Source organism: Chitinophaga sp., from assembly GCF_035761305.1.
Classification (GTDB): domain Bacteria; phylum Bacteroidota; class Bacteroidia; order Chitinophagales; family Chitinophagaceae; genus Chitinophaga.
In genome coordinates this window covers 1-25,268 of record NZ_DASTRI010000175.1, presented here as the reverse complement: position 1 = coordinate 25,268, position 25,268 = coordinate 1, and the positions used below count along the sequence as shown (strand labels likewise).

General features: G+C 48.7%; 27 protein-coding genes. 12 read left to right on the top strand and 15 right to left on the bottom strand.

The window, feature by feature from the left end:
* The coding region (locus VFS25_RS15075; RefSeq protein WP_326462992.1) for a cation:proton antiporter at nt 1–1,396 on the bottom strand (1,396 nt) is incomplete at its 3' end.
* 215 nt (nt 1,397–1,611) lie between these two features.
* Between VFS25_RS15075 and VFS25_RS15070 the strand changes: the two genes are divergently transcribed.
* The 3 genes from VFS25_RS15070 (at nt 1,612) to VFS25_RS15060 (ending at nt 3,320) form a co-directional block, all read left to right on the top strand.
* On the top strand, nt 1,612–1,926 hold the full coding sequence (locus VFS25_RS15070; RefSeq protein WP_326462991.1) for an ATP-dependent Clp protease adaptor ClpS: 315 nt from the start codon (nt 1,612–1,614) through the stop codon (nt 1,924–1,926).
* Nucleotides 1,927–1,998: 72 nt separating this feature from the next.
* Nucleotides 1,999–2,634, top strand: coding sequence for a leucyl/phenylalanyl-tRNA--protein transferase (gene aat, locus VFS25_RS15065; protein ID WP_326462990.1), 636 nt, complete (start codon nt 1,999–2,001; stop codon nt 2,632–2,634).
* A 77-nt stretch (nt 2,635–2,711) separates the two neighbouring features.
* Nucleotides 2,712–3,320, top strand: a complete 609-nt coding sequence (locus tag VFS25_RS15060; RefSeq protein ID WP_326462989.1) for a DinB family protein — start codon at nt 2,712–2,714, stop codon at nt 3,318–3,320.
* Nucleotides 3,321–3,438: 118 nt separating this feature from the next.
* On the opposite strand, the gene VFS25_RS15055 is transcribed toward VFS25_RS15060, so the two are convergent.
* Nucleotides 3,439–4,377 (bottom strand): hypothetical protein, encoded by a 939-nt coding sequence (locus VFS25_RS15055; protein WP_326462988.1) that lies wholly within the window; start codon nt 4,375–4,377, stop codon nt 3,439–3,441.
* A gap of 169 nt (nt 4,378–4,546) precedes the next feature.
* Here VFS25_RS15055 and VFS25_RS15050 point away from each other — a divergent pair, with 169 nt between their 5' ends.
* The 4 genes from VFS25_RS15050 (at nt 4,547) to VFS25_RS15035 (ending at nt 7,966) form a co-directional block, all read left to right on the top strand.
* Nucleotides 4,547–5,206: a metal-dependent transcriptional regulator gene (locus VFS25_RS15050; RefSeq protein WP_326462987.1), complete on the top strand. Its 660-nt coding sequence runs from the start codon at nt 4,547–4,549 to the stop codon at nt 5,204–5,206.
* 13 nt (nt 5,207–5,219) lie between these two features.
* Nucleotides 5,220–7,091, top strand: coding sequence for an Nramp family divalent metal transporter (locus tag VFS25_RS15045; RefSeq protein WP_326462986.1), 1,872 nt, complete (start codon nt 5,220–5,222; stop codon nt 7,089–7,091).
* 34 nt (nt 7,092–7,125) lie between these two features.
* On the top strand, nt 7,126–7,512 hold the full coding sequence (locus VFS25_RS15040) for a thioesterase family protein (protein WP_326462985.1): 387 nt from the start codon (nt 7,126–7,128) through the stop codon (nt 7,510–7,512).
* A gap of 187 nt (nt 7,513–7,699) precedes the next feature.
* Entirely contained in the window at nt 7,700–7,966 is a 267-nt protein-coding gene (locus tag VFS25_RS15035; protein ID WP_326462984.1) for a hypothetical protein, read from the top strand.
* Between the two features lie 87 nt (nt 7,967–8,053).
* On the opposite strand, the gene VFS25_RS15030 is transcribed toward VFS25_RS15035, so the two are convergent.
* The 4 genes from VFS25_RS15030 to VFS25_RS15015 all read right to left on the bottom strand — a co-directional run bounded on the left by VFS25_RS15030 (nt 8,054) and on the right by VFS25_RS15015 (nt 11,188).
* Nucleotides 8,054–8,803 (bottom strand): LytR/AlgR family response regulator transcription factor, encoded by a 750-nt coding sequence (locus VFS25_RS15030; protein WP_326462983.1) that lies wholly within the window; start codon nt 8,801–8,803, stop codon nt 8,054–8,056.
* Nucleotides 8,781–9,842, bottom strand: coding sequence for a sensor histidine kinase (locus tag VFS25_RS15025; RefSeq protein ID WP_326462982.1), 1,062 nt, complete (start codon nt 9,840–9,842; stop codon nt 8,781–8,783). The genes VFS25_RS15030 and VFS25_RS15025 overlap by 23 nt, the downstream gene beginning before the upstream one ends.
* Nucleotides 9,843–10,014: 172 nt before the next feature.
* A complete protein-coding gene (locus VFS25_RS15020) occupies nt 10,015–10,371 on the bottom strand; it encodes a DUF4288 domain-containing protein (protein ID WP_326462981.1) in 357 nt (118 codons plus the stop codon).
* A 61-nt stretch (nt 10,372–10,432) separates the two neighbouring features.
* A complete protein-coding gene (locus VFS25_RS15015; protein WP_326462980.1) occupies nt 10,433–11,188 on the bottom strand; it encodes a LiaF transmembrane domain-containing protein in 756 nt (251 codons plus the stop codon).
* 157 nt (nt 11,189–11,345) lie between these two features.
* Here VFS25_RS15015 and VFS25_RS15010 point away from each other — a divergent pair, with 157 nt between their 5' ends.
* The 3 genes from VFS25_RS15010 (at nt 11,346) to VFS25_RS15000 (ending at nt 14,595) form a co-directional block, all read left to right on the top strand.
* On the top strand, nt 11,346–11,555 hold the full coding sequence (locus tag VFS25_RS15010; protein ID WP_326462979.1) for a hypothetical protein: 210 nt from the start codon (nt 11,346–11,348) through the stop codon (nt 11,553–11,555).
* 184 nt (nt 11,556–11,739) lie between these two features.
* On the top strand, nt 11,740–13,008 hold the full coding sequence (icd, locus tag VFS25_RS15005) for an NADP-dependent isocitrate dehydrogenase (protein WP_326462978.1): 1,269 nt from the start codon (nt 11,740–11,742) through the stop codon (nt 13,006–13,008).
* 354 nt (nt 13,009–13,362) lie between these two features.
* Nucleotides 13,363–14,595 (top strand): NADP-dependent isocitrate dehydrogenase, encoded by a 1,233-nt coding sequence (locus VFS25_RS15000; protein ID WP_326462977.1) that lies wholly within the window; start codon nt 13,363–13,365, stop codon nt 14,593–14,595.
* A 98-nt stretch (nt 14,596–14,693) separates the two neighbouring features.
* Here the strand turns inward: VFS25_RS15000 and VFS25_RS14995 are convergent, their stop codons facing one another.
* From VFS25_RS14995 to VFS25_RS14975, 5 genes are all read right to left on the bottom strand, one after another.
* Nucleotides 14,694–16,268, bottom strand: a complete 1,575-nt coding sequence (locus tag VFS25_RS14995) for a L,D-transpeptidase family protein (RefSeq protein WP_326462976.1) — start codon at nt 16,266–16,268, stop codon at nt 14,694–14,696.
* A gap of 377 nt (nt 16,269–16,645) precedes the next feature.
* On the bottom strand, nt 16,646–17,218 hold the full coding sequence (locus tag VFS25_RS14990) for an AraC family transcriptional regulator (RefSeq protein WP_326462975.1): 573 nt from the start codon (nt 17,216–17,218) through the stop codon (nt 16,646–16,648).
* Nucleotides 17,219–17,254: 36 nt separating this feature from the next.
* Nucleotides 17,255–17,482 (bottom strand): hypothetical protein, encoded by a 228-nt coding sequence (locus VFS25_RS14985; RefSeq protein ID WP_326462974.1) that lies wholly within the window; start codon nt 17,480–17,482, stop codon nt 17,255–17,257.
* 143 nt (nt 17,483–17,625) lie between these two features.
* A complete protein-coding gene (locus tag VFS25_RS14980; RefSeq protein WP_326462973.1) occupies nt 17,626–19,608 on the bottom strand; it encodes a putative porin in 1,983 nt (660 codons plus the stop codon).
* A gap of 62 nt (nt 19,609–19,670) precedes the next feature.
* Complete coding sequence (locus VFS25_RS14975; RefSeq protein WP_326462972.1) at nt 19,671–20,495, bottom strand: purine-nucleoside phosphorylase; 825 nt, start codon at nt 20,493–20,495, stop codon at nt 19,671–19,673.
* A 123-nt stretch (nt 20,496–20,618) separates the two neighbouring features.
* On the opposite strand from VFS25_RS14975, the gene sucC reads away from it, so the two are divergent.
* Both sucC and VFS25_RS14965 read left to right on the top strand, forming a co-directional pair.
* Nucleotides 20,619–21,833 carry an ADP-forming succinate--CoA ligase subunit beta gene (sucC, locus tag VFS25_RS14970; RefSeq protein ID WP_326462971.1) on the top strand — a complete coding sequence of 405 codons (1,215 nt, stop codon included), beginning with the start codon at nt 20,619–20,621 and terminating at the stop codon, nt 21,831–21,833.
* Between the two features lie 558 nt (nt 21,834–22,391).
* Complete coding sequence (locus VFS25_RS14965) at nt 22,392–23,396, top strand: DUF4407 domain-containing protein (RefSeq protein WP_326462970.1); 1,005 nt, start codon at nt 22,392–22,394, stop codon at nt 23,394–23,396.
* On the opposite strand, the gene VFS25_RS14960 is transcribed toward VFS25_RS14965, so the two are convergent.
* From VFS25_RS14960 to VFS25_RS14950, 4 genes are read right to left on the bottom strand one after another with little or no spacing between them, the layout of a single operon-like run.
* A complete protein-coding gene (locus VFS25_RS14960) occupies nt 23,397–24,014 on the bottom strand; it encodes a SprT-like domain-containing protein (protein WP_326462969.1) in 618 nt (205 codons plus the stop codon). It abuts the gene before it with no gap.
* Nucleotides 24,015–24,021: 7 nt separating this feature from the next.
* A complete protein-coding gene (locus VFS25_RS14955) occupies nt 24,022–24,408 on the bottom strand; it encodes a hypothetical protein (protein WP_326462968.1) in 387 nt (128 codons plus the stop codon).
* The gene (locus tag VFS25_RS25360) at nt 24,401–24,646 is read right to left on the bottom strand and encodes an AtpZ/AtpI family protein (protein WP_414647742.1); all 246 of its coding nucleotides are present in this window, start codon (nt 24,644–24,646) and stop codon (nt 24,401–24,403) included. Before VFS25_RS25360 ends, VFS25_RS14955 begins: the two co-directional genes overlap by 8 nt.
* The gene (locus VFS25_RS14950; protein WP_326462967.1) at nt 24,594–25,046 is read right to left on the bottom strand and encodes a polymer-forming cytoskeletal protein; all 453 of its coding nucleotides are present in this window, start codon (nt 25,044–25,046) and stop codon (nt 24,594–24,596) included. Before VFS25_RS14950 ends, VFS25_RS25360 begins: the two co-directional genes overlap by 53 nt.
* Nucleotides 25,047–25,268 lie beyond the last annotated feature (222 nt).

Below are 25,268 nucleotides of genomic sequence, written 5' to 3'. Positions count from 1 at the left end.
TATTGGTAACCGGTATTCTTTCCCGCGCTTCTGCATCATCCTGTACCACCGCCAGGGGGTAAACAGGCGTAAGAGCCCCCGGTTCCTTGATCATCAGGGCCAGATCCAGCAATGCTTCTATACGCTCGGGGTTAGATACGGGAACGAGTATACGCTCGGGCGACTTATCCATTTCCGGCTTTTGCTCCGCTTCCGCAATGGCCAGCCGGCGGCCGGCATTCTCCGTAACAAAGGAGCTTACCAGGCAGGTAACCAGTATAAGCAGCACCGTACCATTCAGCACACGCTCATTTACAATGCCCAGGTTAAATCCAATGAGTATAACAGCAATGGTGGCGGCCGCATGCGCACTGCTTAAACCAAATATCACATTCCGTTGCGGTACGCTGTAGCGGAAGCATAGCTGTGTGAAAAAGGCGGCCATCCATTTGCTAAACAGCGCCATTACTGTTAAGGAAGCCGCAATAATTAATGCCTCCGGCCCCTGCAGCAGCACCCGCAGGTTTACCACCATGCCTACGCTGATCAAAAAGAAAGGAATGAACAGCGCATTCCCTACAAAAGATATGCGGTTCATTAATACAGAGGTATGCGGTATTAGCCGGTTTAAGGCAAGCCCGGCCAGGAAAGCGCCTATTATGCCCTCCACCCCTGCCAGCTCAGCCAGGAAGGCAGCCAGGAATACCAGCGCAAATACAAATACAAAGTGTGATGTTTTATCGTCCTTTATTTTTTTAAAGAACCAGCGCCCCACCATCGGAAAAATCCACAATATAATAACTGCAAACACTGCCACAGAAACGCCCAGCCGCACCCAAAAGTACATGTTCAGGTTACCCGCGGCGGCACCCGTTATTATGGCCAGTATTAACAGTACAGCCGTATCTGTTATAATGGTGCCGCCTACGGCTACGGTAACCGCCTCATTTTTGTTAATGCCTAAACGGCTGGCAAGCGGATAAGCCACCAGCGTATGGGTAGCAAACATGCTTGATACCAGCAAGGCAGCCATAAAGTTAAATTGCAGCCAGTAGGTGCAAATAAAATATCCCAGTATAAGCGGTATGAAAAAAGTAAAGGCGCCAAATACCAGGCTGCGGTAGCGGTTTTTACGGAATTCGGCCATATCCAGCTCCAGCCCTGCCAGGAACATGATATACAACAGCCCGGCATTGCCCAAAAGATCAATACTTCCCTTTTCAATAATCTTAAAACCATGGTCACCAATAGCCATGCCTGCCAGTATAAGTCCTACAATACTGGGAATACGGAACTTACGGAGTATAACCGGCGCCAGTAGAATGATAAACAGCACCAGCGAGAAAATAGGAATGGGGTCTTTTAATGGCAGGCTAATATCTAGCAGCAGCACTGATCCTTTCAATAAAGTTGTCATACCATTTTATTTGCAGGCGACAAATTAGCTATTTTAAGTCATTTTTTAGCGCCTGATACAATGCATTATACACGTTATTTAATTATACTTTTTAACTTCCTGCTCCTGTCATTAATCATTTAAAAAAGCAGGAACAAACAGCGTCGGCATCCTGCCCCTGCCCCTAGTATTTCCCGATAATTACTGTAATTTTGCCGAAAGCCATGAACTAAACCATGAGTCAGCGTACCGAAACAGGCACTTTTATTAAGGAAAAGGAATGGGAAGACGTGCTGGTCGCCGAAGACGAGCAGTTTCCCTTCAGCCTTATTGTGTGGAATGATGACGTAAACACCTTTGACTGGGTGATACAGTCATTAATAGAAGTATGTGAACACTCCGCCGAACAGGCAGAGCAATGCGCCCTTTTCATACACTACAATGGCAAGTATGCAGTAAAGCATGGTGAATTTACCCAACTGCGCCCCATGTGCGAAGCGCTGCTCGACAGGGGCATCAGCGCCACCATTGAAGAAGCCGTGGAAAGCTGAATGGATTTACGATTGCACCGACCGGAGCCAACTATCCTGCATATCACGTAAATCATATAGCTAACAACCTGCATGGCTGTATTTTCCCTTACAAAAGAGCTGGTATTTCCACCTGTATACCTGTCAGATAATGACGGGCTGCTGGCCGTTGGCGGTGATCTTTCCCCCGAAAGGCTGCTGCTGGCCTACCGTTCCGGCATTTTTCCCTGGTACAGCGAGCCTCCCATCCTGTGGTGGAGCCCGGATCCGCGTTTTGTGCTGTTTCCGGGCGAGCTGAGGGTATCGGCCAGCATGCGGCAGGTGCTTAAAAAACAGGTGTTCCGGATTACTTTTAACCAGGATTTTTCCGCTGTGATCCATCATTGCCGGAAAACACCACGCAAAGGCCAGGATGGCACCTGGATCACCTCAGCCGTGGAACGCGCTTACATTCAGCTGCATGAACAGGGGTATGCGCATTCTGTAGAATGCTGGCTGCACGACAAGCTCGTAGGCGGCCTGTATGGTATAAAGCTGGGCAGCTGTTTCTTTGGCGAGTCTATGTTCTCCCTGGTCAGCAATGCATCCAAAGCAGCCTTTATTACATTTGTACAATCAAATAATGATCTGAAGCTGATCGACTGCCAGGTACATACCGAACACCTGGCGTCCCTGGGCGCCCGGTTTTTAACCCGTGAGGATTTCCTGGAGCTGATAGCGGATTGTTAATACTGCCGGCTACATTAAAACGCGTAAATTAAACTGCTTCCAATAATAGTCCCATTACACATCTTAAACTTTCCACCATGAAAAAGCTAACACTGTACGTATCTATTCTGCTGCTGTCGGCGTTTACTGTGCAACAGCCCGCCCTTACCAGGGATGATAAGTCGTTTTTGCTGGATCAGCTGCAAACTGCCCACGACAGGCTGGTAAATGATGTTTCAGGCCTCAGCGATGCCCAGATGAATTTTAAATCAGCACCGAACCGCTGGTCAATAAGTGAATGCATGGAGCACATTATCAAGGCCGAAAAAAACATGTTCGACCAGGAGCAGGAAGCCGTTAAAAAGCCCGCCGATCCTGAAAAACGGCAGGGCATTAAATTAACAGATACAGCTTTGTTACGAATGCTCGCAGACCGCAGCCACAAGGCCAAGGCGCCGGAAGCATTGGTGCCCCAGGGCCTTTACTCCACCGCCTCCGCAGCTGTGGACGCCTTTAATGCCCAGCATACACAGGTTATTGACTATGTTAAGAACACGAACGACGATCTGCGCAACCATGTAATAGCCAGCCCGATAGGTACTATGGACACCTACCAGCTGTTGCTGCTGCTGGCCGGTCATACCACCCGGCATACCATGCAAATAGAAGAGGTAATGGCCGATCCGGCTTTTCCAAAGAGTAATTAAGCTACCTTTTTCAGGCAATTGCTCCAAATAAAAATGTTCGTTGCCGGCCTGATAAACCGGTAACGAACATTTCCAGGTAAACCATTAACAGGCAGCCAATGCCGCCAGTTTTGCAATATTATTTATCGCTCTTTTTCTTTTTGGTAAAGCTGCCCTCAAAAAAACATTTAATGCCACGGTAAGCGCCGCAGCCACCCACCTCACGTATGCTTACCCGGCTGCCGGAAAACTGGAAGGCAATACCGCAGGAGCTTTCCTTATCCTTATACTCCCCTTTATTGCTGCCGGTAAAATGCCCAATGCCATTCAGTTCTCCCCTGCACCCGCCGTTGTCTTTAACAAAGCTGATAAAGAACTGGAAGCTTTTGGCATCCTGCCCGTCGCGGATAGCAACAAGGCTCATATCGCCCAAGGTGTAGTCGCCGGAAAACTTATGCTTGCGCGGCAGGGTATCTATCGGGTTAAAGATCGGCCCGCCTGTCGTAGGCCCGTTGGAGTTAGTCATGATCAGCGTTAGCCTGCCGTCCGCACCGGCCATATAAAAATCTTCCCGCAGCGCAGTATTGGAACCCACCTGCCTTTCCGTGCTGGTTTTTATCAAATACTTGCTATCCACCATGCCGCTCATTTGCTCGGTATTGCTGCCTTCCTTTTTGCTGGCCACTGCCAGAGCGTTCAGGTATTTTCCTTTTTTGTCGGTAATACATAAATACGCCGTGGCCGATGACTTATCCACCGCCTTTACAACAAAATACTGCATATCCGGGCCGGCAATGTAAGCCAGCGGAAAATATTTCAGGCGTTTGGCCCTGGTAGTGTCTGTGCCCGTAAGCGTGTCTGTAAGAAACATTTTCAGCTCGCTCAGCTGCACGGCCAGGGAGTCCGGCATCTTCTTCAGCAGCGAGTCGGCCATTAGCCGGTAAGGAACCTTTTGTTCGGGAAATAAGGCTTTAAAGTCACTAAAGGTCAGCGGGCGCTCACCTGGGGCGTGCTTTTGCCCCGATCCGCAACCCGTTAATATGCCTACAGCTAAAAGTAGTGCCAGCAACCTGTTCATGCGCAGTATAAAATTGTTTATAGCTGAAAAGTTAAATATATTTTTGATATATACTGTATAGCTAATCAAAAAAAATGCCGTTTCCTGGCTAAATACTTCACGGCAGCCAAAGGGTAATGGAAAATTCCGCAAAAAGTTTTAGATTTGTCTAAATTTTATTTTCAGTATTATGAATTTATCAGTTGCAGAGGAAAACTACATTAAATCCATTTATAAGCTGGAAGAAGGCCAGGAAGCGGTCACCACCACCGGACTGGCCTATGAGCTGGACACTAAACCGGCGTCTGTAACGGACATGGCCAAAAAGCTGAAAGAAAAAAAACTGATTGATTATGAAAAATACCAGGGTATTAATCTCACTGCAGAAGGTAAAAAGGCGGCCCTTCATATTATACGCCGCCACCGGCTGTGGGAATGCTTCCTGGTAGATAAGCTGGCCTTTAGCTGGGAAGAGGTGCATGAGCTGGCGGAAGAGCTGGAGCACGTACGCAGCGAAAAGCTGATCAGCCGCCTGAGCGACTTCCTGGGCAACCCCACCATAGATCCCCATGGGGACCCTATTCCCGATGCACAGGGCAAAATGGGGAAACAACGTACCCAGGTGTCACTGGACCAGGCCCGCACCAAACGCCTGGAGGTAACCGCCGTATCTGATAAATCTACCGCCCTGCTGGAATTTCTGAATGCCAAAGGCATACGTTTAGGCACCCAGCTGGAGGTAATAGAAAGGTATGAATTTGATAATTCCATTGAAATAAAGATCCGGAACCAACCTGCTTTTACCATAAGCGAGCAGGTAAGTAAAAATATTATGGTAAGACCGGTATAAATGTTCTTAAGCCATGGATCATATTGCTACATCGCTGAGTGAAGTACATCAGAGTATAGATACCACTGCGCGCTCGCGCTGGAAAAAGCTGCTATCCTTTTTTGGCCCTGCCTACCTGGTAAGCGTAGGATATATGGACCCCGGCAACTGGGCTACCGACCTGGCCGGAGGCAGCCAGTACGGCTATAAACTGCTGTGGGTGTTGCTCATGAGCAACCTTATGGCCCTGCTGCTGCAAAGCCTTAGCGCCCGCCTGGGCATTGTACGCGGCCGCGACCTGGCACAGGCCAACCGCGAAACCTATCCCCCCGCAATCAACTTTGTCTTATACCTGCTGGCAGAAGTGGCCATTGCGGCCTGCGACCTGGCAGAAGTGCTGGGCATGGCCATAGGCATACAGCTGCTTACCGGCCTGCCGCTGGCATGGGGCGTAAGCTTTACCGTGCTCGATACTTTTTTGCTGCTGATACTGCAACGTTACGGCATCCGCAAAATGGAAGCGTTTATTATAAGCCTGGTAGCTATTGTAGGCGTTTCATTCCTTACAGAGCTGGTGCTGGCCAAACCCGCACTGCCCGAAGTAATGACCGGCTTTATACCCACCATACCAGACAACACAGCCCTGTATATTGCCATTGGCATTATAGGCGCTACCGTTATGCCACATAACCTGTACCTCCACTCAGCGCTGGTGCAAACACGCAAAATACAGCGGGATGACAAAGGCATAAGAGAGGCGCTGAAGCTGAACCTCGTTGACAGTACCGTGGCGCTGAACCTGGCCTTTTTTGTAAATGCCGCCATCCTGATACTGGCCGCCACTGTTTTCTTTAAAAGCGGCCGCACAGATATTGCGGAAATACAGGATGCGCATCAGCTGCTGGAGCAGCTGCTCGGCAGCAAGGTAGCCCCCATCCTGTTTGCGGTAGCGCTGATAGCAGCCGGCCAAAGCTCCACGGTTACCGGTACGCTGGCCGGGCAAATTGTAATGGAAGGTTACCTTCGCTTACGCATCAACCCCTGGCTGCGCCGCCTTATTACCCGCCTGCTGGCGATTGTGCCGGCGCTGCTCACCATTCTGCTGGCAGGAGATGATAAGGTAGGCGAGCTGCTGGTATTCAGCCAGGTGCTGCTTAGCCTGCAGCTGGGCTTTGCCATTATTCCGCTCATACATTTCGTAAGCGATAAACAAACCATGGGCGATTATGCCATTAAACCCGCTACTAAAATGATAAGCTGGCTTATTACCGGCGTGCTGGTGTACCTGAACATACGCATGGTATTTACAGAAGCTGTTAAATACATTACCCATGCCGGCAACGGTTGGGTAGACAGCGTTATTATCATAGCCGGGCTTGGATTTATTGTGCTGCTGGTAATTACTGTTTTGTACCCCCTCATCAGCCGCTACCGGCAAACGGCTTCTGTACGCATACACCCCTCACAGATGGTGTCGCTGGGAGCCATGGAAAAACCGCAGTATTACCGTATAGCTGTGGCGCTGGATTTCAGTAAGCAGGATGAAAAAGTGATCACCAACGCCGTTGCTAACGGCAACGAGCATACGGAATACATATTGATACACGTGGTAGAGAGCGCCTCTGCCAAATACTTTGGCACCCTTTCCGACGATTTTGAAACGCGTAAAGACCAGGAGCAGCTGGACGGTTACCTGGCCCTGCTGCATGCGCGCAACATACGTGCAAAGGGCGTACTGGGCTACCGGCACCCCGCCAAGGAAATTGTGCGTATTGTGAAAGCAGAAAAGGCAGACTTTATTGTAATGGGCAGCCATGGCCACAGGGGCATCAAAGACTGGATATACGGTGAAACTGCACACCAGGTGCGGCACCATGTAAAAATACCCGTGCTGCTGGTACAATAACAATACCATCCCGCTCACTATTAAACAGCTTTGCTTGCAACACATTTTTAAACCCGGTGACCAGAAACAGTTTACACGCGTGGTACGTGCAGAAGATTGCGCCGTATTTGACAGTGGCGTTGTACATCCCGTATACAGCACGTTTGCACTGGGGCGCGATGCAGAATGGTGCTGCCGTTTATTTGTGCTGGATATGAAGGACGATGATGAAGAAGGCATTGGCACCATGCTCACCGTGCAACACCTTGCACCGGCAAAAGCAGGCAGCACCGTTACTTTCACCGCTACCATTGCCCGGCTGCAGGGCCATACTATTATATGCAGGTATGAGGCAAGAGTGGACAATGTCATCATTGCCACGGGAGAACAGGGACAAAAAATCCTGAAAAAAGAGAAACTGCGAAAACTATTGGGGTTATAATTGTCTTTCTGACATTAAAATACTGTAATAATATCCGTTTTCCTGTATGCTTACTATGCATTGGTTATCATGCAATTAAAACAGAACAATAGCCGGTTTTAACAAAATTTTATTATAACGCTTTCTTAATATGGCATAAAACGGAATGGCATTTGAATTATGTTATACGAACCAAAAGTTTTATACCATGTCTAAGAATAGTTTAGAGTTTGTGAAACAAAACATCCAGGAATTAGCAATAGGCAACTATAACAGCTACCCGCAGGATTATGATCCTGCAAAACAGGAAACAAGTAAAAACATTCAGTCCCTCGCAAAAGGTTACTGGGACGTTCGCGATATGAAAGAAATTGAACGCGATGAGAAGTTAAACATTCACCTGGAAAACTACATTGAATGGTCCAGGGAAGCCTACCAGGATTTCATAGCACAAGACGCAAATGCATTAAATTAAATCACTTTTTTCTCTTGAAGATAAAGCCGTCCCGGGTACAGCGCCCGGGACGGCTTTATTGTATACATGGCTTACGCGGTAATTTACCTATAATCCCAACGCCGCTTTCAGCTTGGGATAGCCGGTTTTGCTTACGGGCACCTTTGCGCCGGTTCTTAAAATAGCCAGGTGATTTTCCTTTTCATACGGCTCAATGCGGGTTACCTGGTTCACGTTCAGCATATAGGAGCGATGCACCCTGGCAAACTGCTGCGGGTCCAGTGTTTGCTCAAAAAAGCTCATGGTCTTGTTCTTGAGAAAAGCACCTTCCTGGGTAACAATCTTTACATAATCATCAGCGGCCTCCAGGTAATGCACGTCCTGCACAGGTATGATCTTGATCTTCCCGTTAATCTTTACCACAATCCGGTGACTTTGCAGGGGCGATGCGGCAGCAGTTTCCAGCAGCTGCGTAGTTTGCTGTGGCGCAGTTTCCGGAGCGGCATTACGGCTGCCCAGCCATTTATTCAAAGCCTTCTCGAAACGGTCTTTGGAAAAAGGCTTTAACAGGTAGTCAATGGCATTCACCTCAAATGCACGGATCGCATGTTCCTCAAAAGCAGTGGTAAAAATAACGGCGGGCATATCCTCCACCAACTCCAGCATTTCAAAGCCATTGATCTTGGGCATCTGCACATCCAGGAAAATAATATCCGGCTGGTGCTGCTGAATAGCTTTCAGTCCTTCAAAACCATCATTACATTCCTGCATCACCTGCACCTGCGGAAAGTCCAGTAAATATTCCATTACTACGGCCCGGGCCAAAGGCTCGTCATCAATTATGATTGCTTTTATCATGTGGTTGCGGTACTTTAATTAAGGTAGTAAAAATCAGCTCGTCGCAGCTTATCTCCAGCAGGTCTTGCCGGGCAAACAGCAGGTACAGCCTGCGGCGTATGGAGCTAAGGCCAAAGCCGGTGCCCCGGTGCGGCTGCTGCAGTGCGCTGTCATACGGATTTTGCACCTGTACGTACAACATATTCTGCTGCACCCAGGCTTTAATAGTAATGGTAATCGCTTCTGTAGTGTCGTACAAACCGTATTTAATGGCATTTTCCACTACCGGCTGCAGCAGCATGGGAGGCATTACCAGCTTAGCCGCATTTTCATCAGCTATTACCTCGGTAGATAAACGATGCCCGAAGCGCACCTTCTCAATATCCAGGTACCATTGCAGGTACTGCAGCTCCTCCGGCAACGGGATCCATTGCTGGTCTTCCCGCTTGAGCGTGCCCCGCAGAAAGTCCGACAGCTTGAGCACCATTTCCCGCGCCCGCTGCGGCTGTAGTACAATCAGCGCGTTAATAGAGTTTAAGCTGTTGAATAAAAAATGCGGCTGCAGCTGCTGCCGCAGCTTGTACAACTCCGCCTCACGCGACATGCGTTCCGCGGCTTCCCGGCGCTCCAGCGCCTCCTGCTGTTCCGCCATATCATACACCAGCATGCTGCGCAGCCCCATACTGGTGATTACGATCCATGCTATCAGGAAATGCACCGGCACCGCGCTTTTCAGCCATTGCAGGTATTCCGCCTGATCGTGAAACATATGCTTCAGCGCCCATGTTGACAGGGCCAGCCAAATAGCGGTTAGCACAGTACTGTAAGACAGCAGAAAAAGATATTTGCCCTTAGCAGGACGGTAATACCCCAGGTTGTGCGCTATCATGGCCACCGCAGCCGCCAGCAGCAATATATGCACGGCGCTGTCGGCCCAGGAACTAATAGCGCCCAGGCCAAACCACTGTATCAGCATGCCGCCGTACAGCAATAAAAACACATATGCCGTTACTGCAATGGTCCAGCGGAAATACTTGTCTGATAAAGGGCGTTTTATCACAGTTGTTGTTTGGAATTAATAATTAAGAATGAATGTGACAATTAATAATTAAGAATGAATAATTAATAATACCAGGTGCGGTAGCGCCCTTTTCACAGTAATGAATAATGAACCACGGGCTACAGGTAAACCATTATCACAATAACCCACCGCCCCCATTGTTCATTCTTCATTATTCATTATTAATTATTATTAACCGCTGCTCCTGCAACTGTGCAGATTTCATTTGCAGCCAGGCCACATAGGCATTGGCGTCAGAGGGTTCTTCAATACGGGAGTACAGCTCCATACCGTCTGACAGCTGGTCCAGCGTAAACAGCTCCGGTACGTTAATGAACTTCCATTCTACCAGCTCCTGCTTTTGGTTACGGAACGTATATTGCTCCTGCTGGCCTATTTCGCGGGCCTTCTGAGTGGCCTCCTGTTTTGTTTCGGCACTGATTAAACGCAGCTGCTCATCAAACTGGGGCATATGGTTGCCGCTGCCACAAATAATCTGGTAAACGATTTTAGCTACAAACCAACGCATACAAATTCAATTTTAAGGGTTTAGAATGGCTCAATACAGAATATAGATCTATGATATTGTTCTAATAGCTTTTAATATCCACGCCGCCAAATACGCAGGTACCTTTAATAATAAGCGTTTTATTAGGGTTAGGCGCCATCAGCTCAACTGCCCGCTTGTCTTCCACCCCGCCGAACAGGGTATTGATCTCCAGCTTCACCTCCCAGTTGCCGGGCACTATCAGCTCTATGCCACCAAAAATGGCAGTAGCATCTATAACAACGGTACCGTTAAAATCGGCCTGCGTTAAATTCACCTCTGAACCGCCGAAGATGGAGGTAATATCTCCGCCCTGGAAGTTCTTGGACAGCACAATCCTGTTTTCTCCGCCAAAAATCGCCGATGCGTTCAGCACATCGTCCGAGCCGTGGCCCTGTATGGTTTCCTGGTAAGAAGCGGCGTTCCAGCGCCGGCTTTGCCGCAGGTAACGCTCGGGCCTTTTATCCATGGTGGGACGTTTGGTAAGCATGTACACCCCTATCACCACCAACACCAGGGGCCAGCCATAACGGGGAAAATCAAAATCCCACTTAACAATTTCCTCTGAAAGGAAAATGCCGCCTACCGCCATCAGTATAAACCAGGGCCCTCCCCGGAACTTGTGCTTTAAGCCTACAATAAAGCCAATCAGTATCAGCATCATCTGCCAGGAGAATATCCAGCTGGGCACTCCCAGGTTCATGTTCTGCAGAAAAAGAAACACGCCTATCACTATGAGCACCAGTCCACCCCATAAGCCTTTGTTCCTTCTATTTTGTATTATGTTTTGATTTTCCATTTTTTGTTCGATTGTGATGTAAAATTATTACCGGCCCGCCGGAGCTTCAAACGGATTTAGGCTAAAAATACCGGAGCTCCGGTAAACGGGGGTAAAAGACCGGTGAAAATGACAGCCGGCCTGGGATTTGTTTTTACATTCGTTCTAAAACCATTTTATGCACAAGTTTTTCTCGGTAAAAGCGGAAACATTGCAGGAGCTGGATAATGCGGTAAACAGCTTTCTGGCCGCCCATCCTGATATAGTGATTGTTAACTGCAGCCAGTCTATGACGCCTGTTGGAAATACCCTGGAGATTGTTTATTCCATTATTTATAAAGAAGGCCGCCAGCCTACCCGTATTGGCTATTTAGGCCAGCAGCCATGAAAACCGGTACATTCATAACCCGCACCGGCATACGATTTACAGGTTGCCCCGGAAAGCGGCGGCTCCTGCACTTACTTTTGGTAACTTTCTTCACCTGCCCAAAGCGCTCCCAGGCGTAAAATCGTCCGGTAAAATCTAAAATCGGTGTACCTTTGCGGCGATTATTCACTAAAGTCACTGTTTTATGCCGGCAGAAAAGATCTTAATGACCAATGGGCAGTTAAAAGTTCCCGATCATTGCATTATTCCATTTATTGAAGGTGATGGTATTGGCCCCGACATTTGGCGCGCCAGCGTACGCGTTTTTGACGCCGCTGTAGCCAAAGCGTATGATAACAAACGGAAAATTGAGTGGAAAGAGGTACTGGCAGGCGAAAAAGCTTTCCAGGCTACCGGGGAATGGTTACCCGCCGCTACCCTCAATGCTTTCAAGGAATACCTGATCTCCATCAAAGGACCGCTGACCACGCCGGTAGGCGGCGGCATACGTTCCCTGAATGTAGCCATGCGCCAGGAGTTGGACCTCTACGCCTGTGTGCGCCCTGTACGCTGGTTTAACAAGGTGCCTTCTCCGCTGAAACATCCTGAAAAAGTGAACATGGTGATCTTCCGCGAGAATACGGAAGATATTTACGCCGGTATTGAATATATGTACGGTACGCCGGAAGCCCAAAAGCTGCTGCACTTCTTACAGAACGAGATGGGCGTGAAAAAGATCCGCTTCCCCGAAACCTCTTCACTGGGCATTAAACCGGTGTCTAAAGAAGGCTCTGAAAGGCTTATCCGCTCTGCTATTAAATATGCCATTGAGCATAAACTGCCCTCTGTAAGCCTGGTACATAAAGGCAACATCATGAAGTTTACAGAAGGCGGCTTTAAGAACTGGGGCTACGAGCTGGCGCAGCGCGAGTTCGGCGATTTCGTATATACCTGGGAGCAGTGGGAAGCCACTAAAAAGGAAAAGGGCGAAGACGAAGCCAACAAGGAAATGAACATTGCCCTGGCCCATAACAAAATACTGATAAAAGATGTGATTGCTGATAATTTCCTGCAGCAGATATTACTGGCCCCGCAGGATTATTCCGTAGTGGCTACCCTGAACCTGAACGGCGATTATATTTCAGATGCAGCAGCAGCAGCCGTAGGCGGCATAGGCATTGCCCCGGGCGCCAACGTTAACTATGTTACCGGCCATGCTGTATTTGAAGCTACCCACGGCACGGCTCCGCGCTTTGCCAATACCAACACCATGAACCCCAGCTCTGTAATACTGAGCGGCGTAATGATGCTGGAATACATGGGCTGGAAAGAAGCTGCCAATACTATTGTACACGGCCTTAGCACCGCTATAATGCGCAAACGCGTTACCATAGATTTTTATAAGCTGATGGATGATGCCACCCTGGTATCTACCAGTGAATTTGCAGATGAGATCATAAAGCAAATGGCGTAGTCAATCAGGAATTGGCAATTACGGCCCCGCGTGAGCGGTGCATTGCCTGTTCCGCACTGCGGAAAATGCCTTTGAAAATTATTATGGTTATGAATAATTCGAATTGATGCGATGTTGATGTAAATTAGGCGTGCAATGGGATATTCTGTGCCCGGTGCAAATTAACCGGTAACAGAACAGCATAATGCTACAAGCCTCACCTATACCCAACGCAATAGGTACGCATTCCATCATCCGTAATTCATAATTCGTAATTGAAATTTTGTAATTTGGATTTTGCACCACGTTATAGTAAATTTCGGGTTTATCTTATTGAGCAACCATAGATAACCTTAATTAAAAAAAATACCTGAAATGGCAGAAAAGATCAAAGTCGCCAATCCGGTGGTAGAACTGGATGGAGATGAGATGACACGGATCATCTGGAAATTCATTAAAGACAAGCTGATACTTCCCTACCTGGATGTTGATATCAAATACTATGACCTGGGCGTTGAATACCGCGATAAGACCGATGACCAGGTAACCGTAGATGCCGCAAACGCCATTAAACAATACGGTGTTGGTATCAAATGCGCCACCATTACCCCGGATGAAGCTCGTGTAAAGGAGTTTAACCTGAAGCAAATGTGGAAATCGCCCAACGGCACTATCCGTAATATACTGGATGGTACGGTGTTCCGCGAGCCCATTGTAATGAAGAACGTACCCCGCCTGGTGCCCAACTGGACGGCCCCTATCTGCATAGGCCGTCATGCCTTTGGCGACCAGTACCGCGCTACCGACTTTGTAACAAAAGGCAAAGGTAAGCTTACCATTACTTTTGAAGGTGAGAACGGCGAAAAGATACAGCATGAAGTGTACAACTTCAAAGGCGACGGCGTAGCCCTGGCTATGTACAACACCGACGAGTCCATTAAAGGCTTTGCACGCGCCTGCTTTAACCAGGCCCTGTTAAAGAAATGGCCGCTGTACCTGAGCACCAAGAACACCATCCTGAAAAAATACGATGGCCGTTTCAAGGATATTTTTGAAGAAATTTATCAGAACGAGTTCAAGGCTGAATTTGACAAAAACGGCCTCACTTACGAGCACCGCCTGATAGATGATATGGTGGCCAGCGCGCTGAAGTGGAACGGTAACTTTGTATGGGCCTGTAAGAACTACGACGGCGACGTACAATCCGATACCGTTGCACAGGGCTTTGGCTCCCTGGGCCTCATGACCTCTACCCTGGTTACGCCTGATGGCAAAACCATGGAGGCAGAAGCTGCGCACGGTACGGTAACCCGCCACTACCGCGATCACCAGGCGGGTAAGCCTACCTCCACCAATCCCATTGCCTCCATTTTTGCATGGACCCGTGGCCTGGAGTTCCGCGGCCGCCTGGATAACAACCAGCCGCTGATCAACTTCTGCCACGCACTGGAACAGGTTTGTATTGAAACCGTGGAAAGCGGTAAAATGACCAAAGACCTGGCCGTATGTATTCATGGCAACAAAGTGGAACACGGCAAGGACTACCTGTACACAGAAGAGTTCTTACAGGAGCTGGATAATGCCCTGAAAGCGAAGCTGAAAAAATAACATAACGCTAAACGCCATACGCCGCATGCATAAAGTGGCTGGTGTTATTATAAAAAAAGTCCTGCACCAGAAAGTGCAGGACTTTTTTTGCTTCCGTATTAATACCCTATCTTCTTCCGCAGCATATCATCTTCCCCGTAAATATCATCATAAACCAGCAGGCGGTTCTGCTGGGCGCTGGCAGTAAAATAGCGGATGTAAATAGGTATGCGGTGCGGAAGCACTACCTGTTTCTTTTCCTGCAAGGCCAGCCAGGTGCGCACGCTGTCGCGTATAGTATGCTTATAGGAAGTATCGTCCTTTATCAGGTACATGGCCAGGCTGTCCCACTGCTGCACCCGCACGCAGCCATGGCTTAATGCGCGGAACGAATTGCGGAACAGGCTGCGGTTATTGGTATCGTGCAGGTACACACTGTACTTGTTCACGAAATTGAATTTCATGATGCCAAGAGAATTATCTTCTCCGTCCATCTGCCGCAGCACATAGGGGAAATGGCCCCGGTGCAGCTGCGTCCAGTCAATAGTATAAGGGTCTACCGCATTCCCGTCTTTATCAATCACCTCCAGGTTTTTGCTGGCCAGGTAATTAATATCCTTCCGGATGGCCGGCAGCATTTCCTTGAATACAATGCTGTATGGCACACGCCAGTAAGGGAACATTACAAAATTGGCCATACGCGAGTTTAACAGCGGCGTGCGCGTTTTAGGCGCGCCCACAATTACCCGCGACTCCAGGGCCACAGCGCCGCTATCCATTACCTCCAGCTCAAAGGCCGGCACATTCACCATTATATAACGCTGCGGCAGCGTATCGGGCAGCTTACGCCAGCGGTCCAGGTTCAGCGCTACCTGTACTTCCCAGTCGTGCAGGGAGCGGTTCAGCATTTGGCGTGTTTTTTTACCTGCTATACCGTCGGGGTACAGGTTAAATGCCTTCTGAAAGGCGGTGATGCCTGCTTTTAACAGGGTAGTATCGCCGGCATGGCCGCCGCTGGTATCAACAAAACCACCCTGTACCAGCCGGTTTAACAACAGCTGCTTAAAGGCGGCAGTATCGGTATAATTCTCCGGCAGCGGGCTCCAGCGCCTGCCGGCGTATTGCTGGCGAAAGCTGCGCAGCCCTTGTTTTAAGGCTATATAGCCCGGGTGTGAGGGCTCCAGGCTGCCCAGTACCGCGGCAATACTATGTTGCTGTAAGGCTTTTTGTAAAAGTGCGGTAAGCACGGTATCTGAAAAGGTGGAGTCGGGCCGAAGGGTAATGCTATCGCGGGGCGCTACGCCAAAATGCAGATGGGTGGCCATTTTCATAAAAGCATCTGATAACATTACATCTGCTTTGCCCCACAATGCCGCATCCTTCCAGGCTTCGCTGTCTGCTTTGAACTTTTGCATAATACCCCCCAGCGCGCCGGCGTGGTATTTTGATGGCAGCAAACCATAATCCATGGCATGCTGCACCAGGTACAGCATCGTATCTGTATTGGCGGTTGCCTTTCCGCTATCTGACCATTGGGGGGCATTTTGCTGCTGGTGGTAAAAGTATTGCAGGGCGCCGGCCATGCAGGGAATACTGTCTTCCATTGCGCCATTGTTATCTGCCAGGTAATTCAGGCGGTCTGCAATGTTATCTGCAATAGCGGCATCCAGGTCCTGCACATGCTGCACAATCATACGTTCTTTCGGGGCCTTGTGGCGGCAGGCTGCCAGTAAACAAACTGCTATAAAAGAATAAAGTAAATAGTAAATACCTCTCATTGATAAAACAGGCGCTCTTGTGACGTTTTAAAGGTAAAGATTTGCAAATACTGTGCTGGCTTTTTCCAGGGAGCGCTAAAATTTCAGGGGTGAAATATGTAAAATATCCGGTGAAAGATAATGGCAAAACAGTGCCTGTAAAAAAAGTTGCAGTTAGCAAAAGAAAATGGAACCGCTGCAGGCCGTTCTCCCGTTCGCACCGGGCCTTACAGGCCTTAACGGCAGCAGTTCTTTTTTACAAAAAGCGACTGTATAAATCGCAGTATGCTGATGACTGTTTGTTTCATAACCTATTATATGGCATCCAGCGGGCGGCGCTGCTGCTCTTTTAATTGTTTGAACCGGCTGGGGGTATACCCCGTTACTTTTTTAAACTGGGCGGAAAGGTGCGCGGCGCTGCTATAGCCCAGCTGAAAGGCTATTTCATTCAGGTTCAGCTCATCATACGCCAGCAGCTCCTTTACCTTTTCTATCTTTTGCTGAATAATATACTGCTCAATAGTAAGCTGCTCCACTTCAGAGAACAGGCTGCTGAGGTAATGATAATCTTTATATAAACGGCTGGATAATAAGGTAGAGAAATTTTCCTGCAGCTCATACAGGGGCGTATGGTGAATGGTAGTAACAATAATGTTCTTGATAGCTTCCACCAGCTGCTGCTTTTTATCATCTACCAGGGGTAAACCTTCCTGCGCCAGTGCAGCGGTAATCGATTGTAATTGTGCAGCGTCCGGCGGGGCGGTTAATACCGCTTTACCCAGCTGTACGTCCTGTACCGGCAACCCTTCTTTTTCCAGTATGGTGCGCACCACCTTTATGCAGCGAGGGCACACCATATTCTTAATATGTAATTCAAAAGTTTGCATGGCAGGTACAAAGGTAGCACTATTTTGCGGAGCCACCTATGGTGCTACTGCCAGCTCTGTTTCCTGTATGCGCTCTCCGAGGTCCAGCAAAAGCGACATATTGGCATTATACCCGCCGGGAACTTCCGGGCGCAGAAAGCCATCCATATCAGGCTCATAATAAACGTCGAAGCCATTTACGTTTACTTTATAGCGTTGGGAATGGCCATTCATGAGAATTACATCGTACCGGTTAGCGTTGTGCTTGATCGTAAATGCCTTCATATGATAAAATTTTGTTTATAACCACTATCAACAAAATCTTAACAAAAGTTAAGCCAATGGTTGGTAATGGGGTTAGTTTATGTTTGGGATTTAATCGTTCAATGAATATACGAAGAAAAAGGCATATCAGGTTTCCAACCGGTTTAATTAATAAACCACCACCGCAAACCTACCCTTATCCCAAAATTGTTATACGGGTATTGCGGGGCGGCAAAGTTGTTTGTTTTAAGAAAGGTATTCAGGTTCTCCGCCCGTATGTAGGCGGAAAGCGATTTAATACGGAAGTGGAGGAATGCCGTAAGATCCGGCAGGTAATACTGTACCCGTTGGGTATTCTGGTACACAAACTGCCCGGTTACAGGCGAGTAATCATCTGCATAATAAGAGGTATTGTACCGGGCTTCAATCCCCGTCATCAGGTTCAGGTTTTTAAAGATGCGGTTTTCGTATGCAATACGATGGCGGGTCCAGATGGAAGGCACATTCAGCGGCCCGTTGCCATGTACCTGCTGAAAAGCCAGGTCAATATACCAGTTCCAGTGATGATAACGGAAATGTTTGCTCAGCACTACCTGCAGCAGGTTAAACAGGCCGCCGGACTGGGTGCTGTGCATATAATCCTCCCAATAAACATAATTGGTAAAAATGAAATAGTTCACCGCCAGGTTGTACTTCAGCTGTTTATTATCAGCTGCAAACTGCAGTTGTGTAATGTTCTCCTTACCCAAACCGCCATTGTACCAGCTATCGCGGCTGTAGCTGAAGAATTTGTAAACATAGGAAGGTTCGCGGTTCACATTGCGGAACAGCAGGCTTACATTACCCAGGGTTTTGTTCAGGTAGCGGCTTAGCATGCCGCTTACGCTGTAGTCGCCAATATTGCGGCCCACCGCATAAAACTCGCCCTTGGCAGAAAAATCCCACAGGTCGTTCTTTGTTTTATTGCGGTACTCTCCATGCAGCACTATATTGCTGAAGCTTTGCTCCACGTTGTCCATAAAGGCGCCGGTAGTATGGTCAAACCGGGCGCCCAGGGTTATAAAATGCGCCAGGTTGCCCCGCACGGGGAACTGTACCAGCGACAGGTCATTGGAAATAGTGCGCCACTCCTGCCGCGCGCTAATGGTATCATTGGTGCGGTAGGCAATGTCGTAATGATTGGTGTAAAATTCCGGGTCCGGGTCGTTATCGCTGTACATAAAAGTATTGCCCTGCGACATAAAGGTGTATTGCACGCGGAACACCGGGTCGAATTTATAATACTGCGTAGTATCGTTCACGTGTACCGTATCGCCCCGGCCCCAGTCGTACTGCTGCTGCAGCAGCAGCCCCGACTGGCGGTAGGATGATTTTACCGCAATGGTGGTACCGAAAAACGCATACGTAGGCACATCCTGGTTGCCCAGGTTTACATTAATCGTTCTTCTTTCGCTGTATTTGTCCAGGTTCAGCGTATCAGCAGCATTTGTGCCGCGCACGCCCCCGTTCTCGCCCCCGTTTATTTTATTATAGTAATAGCTGAAGTTGATATGGTACCGTTTGTTCTGGCTATTATAGTTGGCTGTTACACGGTAATTATCGTGGTTGGTGTTTTGTGTACGGAAGTAGCCGGGGGCGTTGATTTTCCTGTAATCAAATGAAAAGTTGAACTTCTCCCCCCTGTTCTGCGTGTGGGACACGCCTATCAGCTGCTCCTGCTTGGCCCCTATCAGGTAGGCCAGCTCAGAATAGGGGCGGGTGGTATTGTAAAAGCGGGCATTTCCGTGGTTAAACTCATACACATCATAGGCATGAAACCCTTCATCAAAACCAGCCTGCATGCGGGGGGTAAAAATAATATTACGGGCAGCGCTGCCGGTGTTGCCCAGCGTCATATAGCTGGCCGGCACCTGCAGGTAATTGCCGTTAAAATCTATAACGGAAGAGTCAATACGATGGTCTACCGGGTCGCCCAGGAAATGATATTTAAGGGTAATGGTATCAGGCCCCAGGTTGCGCTGGGAAGTATCGCGCTGCATGGGTGCGCCGCCGGAGCCGTAGTTGCCGAAGCTGCCGGTGTTAAATTGAGCCACTACCCCACTTCCGCTTAGTATCAGCAATGCCAGTATGATGAAAAAATGCCTCATTCTATTGTATTGAAAAAGCTGTCAGCACTATGCTACAGTGTTTTACCAACAGCTGAAAACTGCTAGTTAATGGCTGCTACCAGCTCCCTGAAAATATGCGTTAATTTGGGTGCAGCAGCAGCAGCGGCCTCCAGCACTTCCTCATGCGTAATCACATTGTCCTCTTCCCGTATACCCAGGTCCGTGATCACGCTCATGGCAAATACCTGCAGTCCTGCATGCACCGCCACTATAACTTCCGGCACAGTGCTCATACCAACGGCATCGCCGCCAATGATATGCATAAATTTATATTCCGCCCTGGTTTCAAAGCTGGGGCCCTGTACGCCTACATATACGCCGGTATGCACCGGTATATTGCCGGCAGCGGCAATTTCTTTTGCCTTGTTAATGAGCGTTTTGGCATAGGGCTCGCTCATATCCGGAAAGCGGGGGCCCAGCGAATTCTCATTATGGCCACGCAGGGGATGCTCCGGCTGCAGGTTAATATGGTCGCGGATGATCATAAGATCCCCTACCTTAAAAGCAGCATTCATACCGCCGGCAGCATTGGACACCAGCAGCGTTTTAACCCCCAGCGCCTGCATTACCCTTACCGGGAAAGTGACCTGCTGCATGGAAAATCCCTCATAATAATGGAACCTGCCGGCCATAGCCACTACCGGGCGGCCCTGCATGTTGCCCAGTATTAACCGGCCCTGGTGCCCTTCTACCGTAGATACGGGAAAATGGGGAATATCCGTATATGGTATTTCAATACGGTCGGTTATATCGGCTACCAGCCCACCCAGGCCGCTGCCCAGGATAATGCCTGCCAGCGGGCGGATGTTGGAAAAGCCCTGTATATACGCCCTGGCAGCGGCTATTTGCTGTAAAAGGTCGCTCATTTATAGTTAAGATGTCGTTAAAGGCTGTTTTTTCTTGCGCGCAAAGTTATTTTTAAATTCACAAACCCTGCGGTTTTATATTTAAATCATAATGACCTATTTTAGCGCCAAATTTTTTGACTGATGAATTTACATGAATACCAGGCTAAAGAACTGTTGAAGAAATATAACGTACCGGTACAGGAAGGTATTCCGGTAGATACGCCCGAAGCCGCCGCTGAAGCATATAAGCAGCTGAAAGTGCAATTTGGTAATGAGTTTGCGGTGGTAAAGGCGCAAATCCATGCCGGCGGCCGCGGTAAAGGAAAGATCCGTGGTACAGAGCAGACAGGGGTAAAAGTGGGTAAAAATTCAGAGGACATTAAAACCATTGCAGGTAACATACTGGGCGGTGTGCTGGTAACGGTGCAAACCGGCCCTGCCGGCAAGCTGGTAAACAAGGTGCTGGTAGCGCAGGATGTGTATTATCCCGGCCCCAATCCTATCAAGGAATTTTACCTTTCTATACTGCTGGACCGCGCCAAAGGAGAGAATGTGATCATTTATTCCACTGAAGGTGGTATTGATATTGAGGAAGTAGCGCACAAAACACCGGAAAAAATATTTAAGGAGTGGGTATTCCCCGGCGGCCCGCTGCAGCCCTTCCAGGCCCGCAAAATTGCTTTCAACCTGGGCTTAAGCGGCGAAGCTTTTAAGAATATGGTGAAATTTGTGACCAACCTGTATAATGCATACGTTGGACTGGATGCCAGCCAGCTGGAAATTAACCCGCTGTTCAAAACCAGTGATGAAAAGATCATTGCGGTGGATTGTAAGATGATACTGGATGATAACGCCCTGATGCGCCACCCTGAGCTGGAAGCGCTGCGCGATATTACCGAAGAAGATCCTACCGAGGTGGAAGCCAGCAAATACAACCTGAACTTTGTGAAGCTGGATGGTAACGTGGGTTGTATGGTAAACGGCGCCGGCCTGGCCATGGCCACCATGGATATGATTAAGCTGAGCGGCGGCGAGCCGGCCAACTTCCTGGACGTAGGCGGTACGGCCAATGCGCAAACAGTGGAAGCCGGGTTCCGCATTATCCTGAAAGACCCCAAGGTAAAGGCCATTCTCATTAACATCTTCGGCGGTATTGTTCGTTGCGACCGTGTGGCCCAGGGTGTGATAGACGCCTATAATTCCATTGGGAATATTACAGTTCCGATCATTGTTCGCCTGCAGGGCACCAATGCAGAAGAAGCCAAGAAACTGATAGAGGAAAGTGGTTTGAAAGTACAATCCGCTATTCTGCTGAGCGAAGCAGCTACGCTGGTGAACAAGGCGGTAAGCGCATAAGAGTCAATTAAGAAATGCGAAGCATTCATGAACACCTTTGAAAGTAATTTATGAATGTGAATAATGGTCAATTACGAATTACGAATTGGGTGGAGCGATTTTTCAGCCGGTTGTAATTTGTAATTGACCTTTTTTATTTTAATGGTTTTTTACTTTCTTTTAGGCTTTTTAATATACTTCTTTCCCCTGCAGGGCTGTTTATAAGCAATATGCGTTCCCTATGCCACTGCTTATAACTGCAGCTATCACTCCTGATATTGCCTCCCACTAACGGGACCATTAAAAACCATTCTTTCTTAGCCGTAATTGTTTTCTGAAAGCCAGGCCCGGAATGCCCGCATTTCCTAATTGAACAATCCGTTACTGCACACTAATCCCATAACCGCACTTCCCCCCATTCGTAATTATTCATAATCATAATTATTTTCAAAGGCATTCATGAACGCTTCGCGTTTCGTAATTGATAATTCGTAATTATTGCTACCTTCGTTGTCCATCCTTTATATACCCTGCCTATCCGCGGGGAGGCAGACTTTTCACTATTTCAAAGTCTGAGCAATGCAACGTTTAAGAGCTTTCTTTTTATTCTGCGCAGGAGCGCATGTACCTATGTTAAAACGGGCGCCGGTAGAAACCAATAAGTACGCAGGTATTGGCGGCACCATCTTTTTTACCGGCCTGCTGGCGGCTATTTCAGCCGGGTATGCTCTGTGGACCGTATTCAATGAGCTATGGGCCACGCTGTTATTCGGCCTCATATGGGGCCTCATGATTTTTAACCTGGACCGCTACATTGTGTCCAGCATGAAAAAACGCAACAATTTCTGGCAGGAGTTCCGCATGGCCCTGCCCCGCCTGGTGCTGGCCCTGTTAATAGCCATTGTAATTTCCAAGCCGCTGGAGCTGAAAATATTTGACAAGGAAATACAGGCTGAGCTGGTAACCATGGAGCAGCAGGTGTTTAAAACCCAGGAAGACCAGGTGCAGATCCGCTACCAGGCCCGCATTAACGAATTAAAAAACAACATTGCCCAGCTGAACGCGGCCATTGCCCAACAGGCCGCCCGCCGCGATACCCTGGCCCTGCTTGCCCAGCAGGAGGCAGATGGCACCGGCGGCTCCCGCGTTAAAAACCTGGGCCCCATTTACAGGGCAAAAAAAGCCGATGCCGATACCGCAGCCGCCCAGCTGCAGGCTATCACCCGGCGTAACCAGCAGCAGATCAATGAATACCGGCAACAGCTGCAATCGGTAGACAGCGCCATGAAGGCCAGCATACCTGAACGCAGCCGGCTGGATGGACTGGCCTCCCGCCTGGATGCCCTGGGCCGCCTTACCGCCCGCAGCGCCCCCATACGGTGGGCCAACTGGTTTATTATGCTGCTGTTTGTTGCCATTGAATGCGCGCCGGTGTTTGTAAAGCTGATCTCTCCCCGCGGACCGTATGACGATCTGCTGCAGGAGCATGAGCATGCTTTTGAAATACACCGTAAGCAAAAAATGGCTACGCGGGAAGCGGAACTGGAAGTGGCCCTAAAAAAGCTGGAGGTGAAACCGGGTTAACTACACGGCCAGCTCTACCTCGTATACGGGGCTGAACAGGTAAATGCGGCGGGTGCTTACCTCTTCGCAGCGGTAGCGTTTGCGTATCTTTTCTCCCCTGCGGAAAACGCGGCCGTCTTTGGTTCTGAATAGCTGGTGCAACGGCACCTGCTCTACAAAGTAATGGTTCTCTTTACGTTTATCGTAATTTTTCAGCACCCGCATCAGGTTATCATCTGCACAGGAGCTGGCGCCCGGGTTATGCATGCTCTGGCGCAGGGCTGCCTCTATATCGTGCGGTAAAAAATCTTTGCCTACAAATTGCTGCAGTATACCGGAAAAAGCCTGCTTCCACTCCTTGCCATGGGAAGCTACCCGGTTACCGTAATGCATAAACGTAACCAGGTGGGCCAGCTCGTGCAGCAGGGTAATAAGAAACGCGTATTTATTCAGGTTGCCGTTTACGCTGATGCGGTGGCCGCCGCGGGAATCGGGATGGCGGTAATCGCCCAGCAGGCTTTTACGCTCGCGGGTAATGGTTAAATGCACCTTGTACCCTGTGAGGTAAGCTATTACCGGCTCAAATGTGCCTTCCGGCAGGTATGCTGTTAATGCATGTAATGGCGCCTCCTGCTTCACGGGGTTATCAGGTTTTTCTTTTAAGCAATTTATACAGGCTCAGGGTTTCCACTACCGTGTACACCAGGTACAGGAACATTAAAGTAAAAATAGTGGCCCGGCTTACATCGGGCCTTTTTACCAGCACATAGATGGTAATACCTACCAGGCACAGGAATAGCTTGCTGAGGGTGGAGGCATACACCATGCGCACAAAAACATGGTTGTTGGCCGCAGCCAGGCCCTTGCGGGCCATAACATACGAAAGCCAGGTAATAACCGCCAGCACTATATTGCCGGCCACCAGCACCGTATAATGCATGCCGGCGCCCGTTAGCTGGGATTTCAGCAGCACAAACACGCCATTCAGGATGGAAAAAACTATGATCAGTCGGATAAAAAAACGGTCACTCATTCCGCCGGGTGTCTTTTATAATTTGCCACAAAAGTAGGGTTAAAGCCAGTAAAGAAAAAATGATCATCAGGATAGGGAACGACCATCCGATCCATTGGTCCAGTTTATAACCAATGAATACTGCCAGGCCCAATGTAGCCATCATTTGAAAAGCCAGTCCGGCGTACCGTAAAAGAAGGTTGCGGTTACGCTTCTTCGCCGGCGGCGGCGGCTTCTTCCTGTATGAAGGATCTTCCATTTACTTCCCTGTTAGTAGCGGCAGGCATGTCATCCGGCTCCATATAACAGCGGCCGTTGAACTTAGCCGTAGGCTCCATTTCAAAGTGTGCAGTATATACATCACCTTTTACAAATGCATTTCCTTTCAGGAACAGCAGCTCTTCTACCTTAATGATACCGGTTACGCGTCCCAGCACATCAGCACTCTGGCATACCAGGTCGCCGGTAATTTCCCCCTCTGGTCCTACCACGATTTTTGCCTTGGTAGATACCAGTCCGTTCACCTGTCCATCAATACGGATGTCGCCTTCACAGACAATGTCCCCCTGGATAGATGTCCCACTGCCAATAATATTAACGTTGGAGGAAGGCAGTATTGATTTGCTCTCGCCTTTAGTGTTGCGGTTGTTGTTAAACATAGGATCTTAGATTTTTAGGAGGTTTTTCAATACGGGATTGAAGGTAAAGAAATATTATTAATTAACCTAATAAGTACTATTGTCAACTTTAGGCACTTTAATCATAGTAGTATCGAGCTTACCTGTAAAGTCGCCATTAATAACCTGCTTGATATTATTCAGGTACTGATCGCGTGCAATAATTGCATTCTCCAGTGAATCAGTACGCATCTTTAGCTTAAT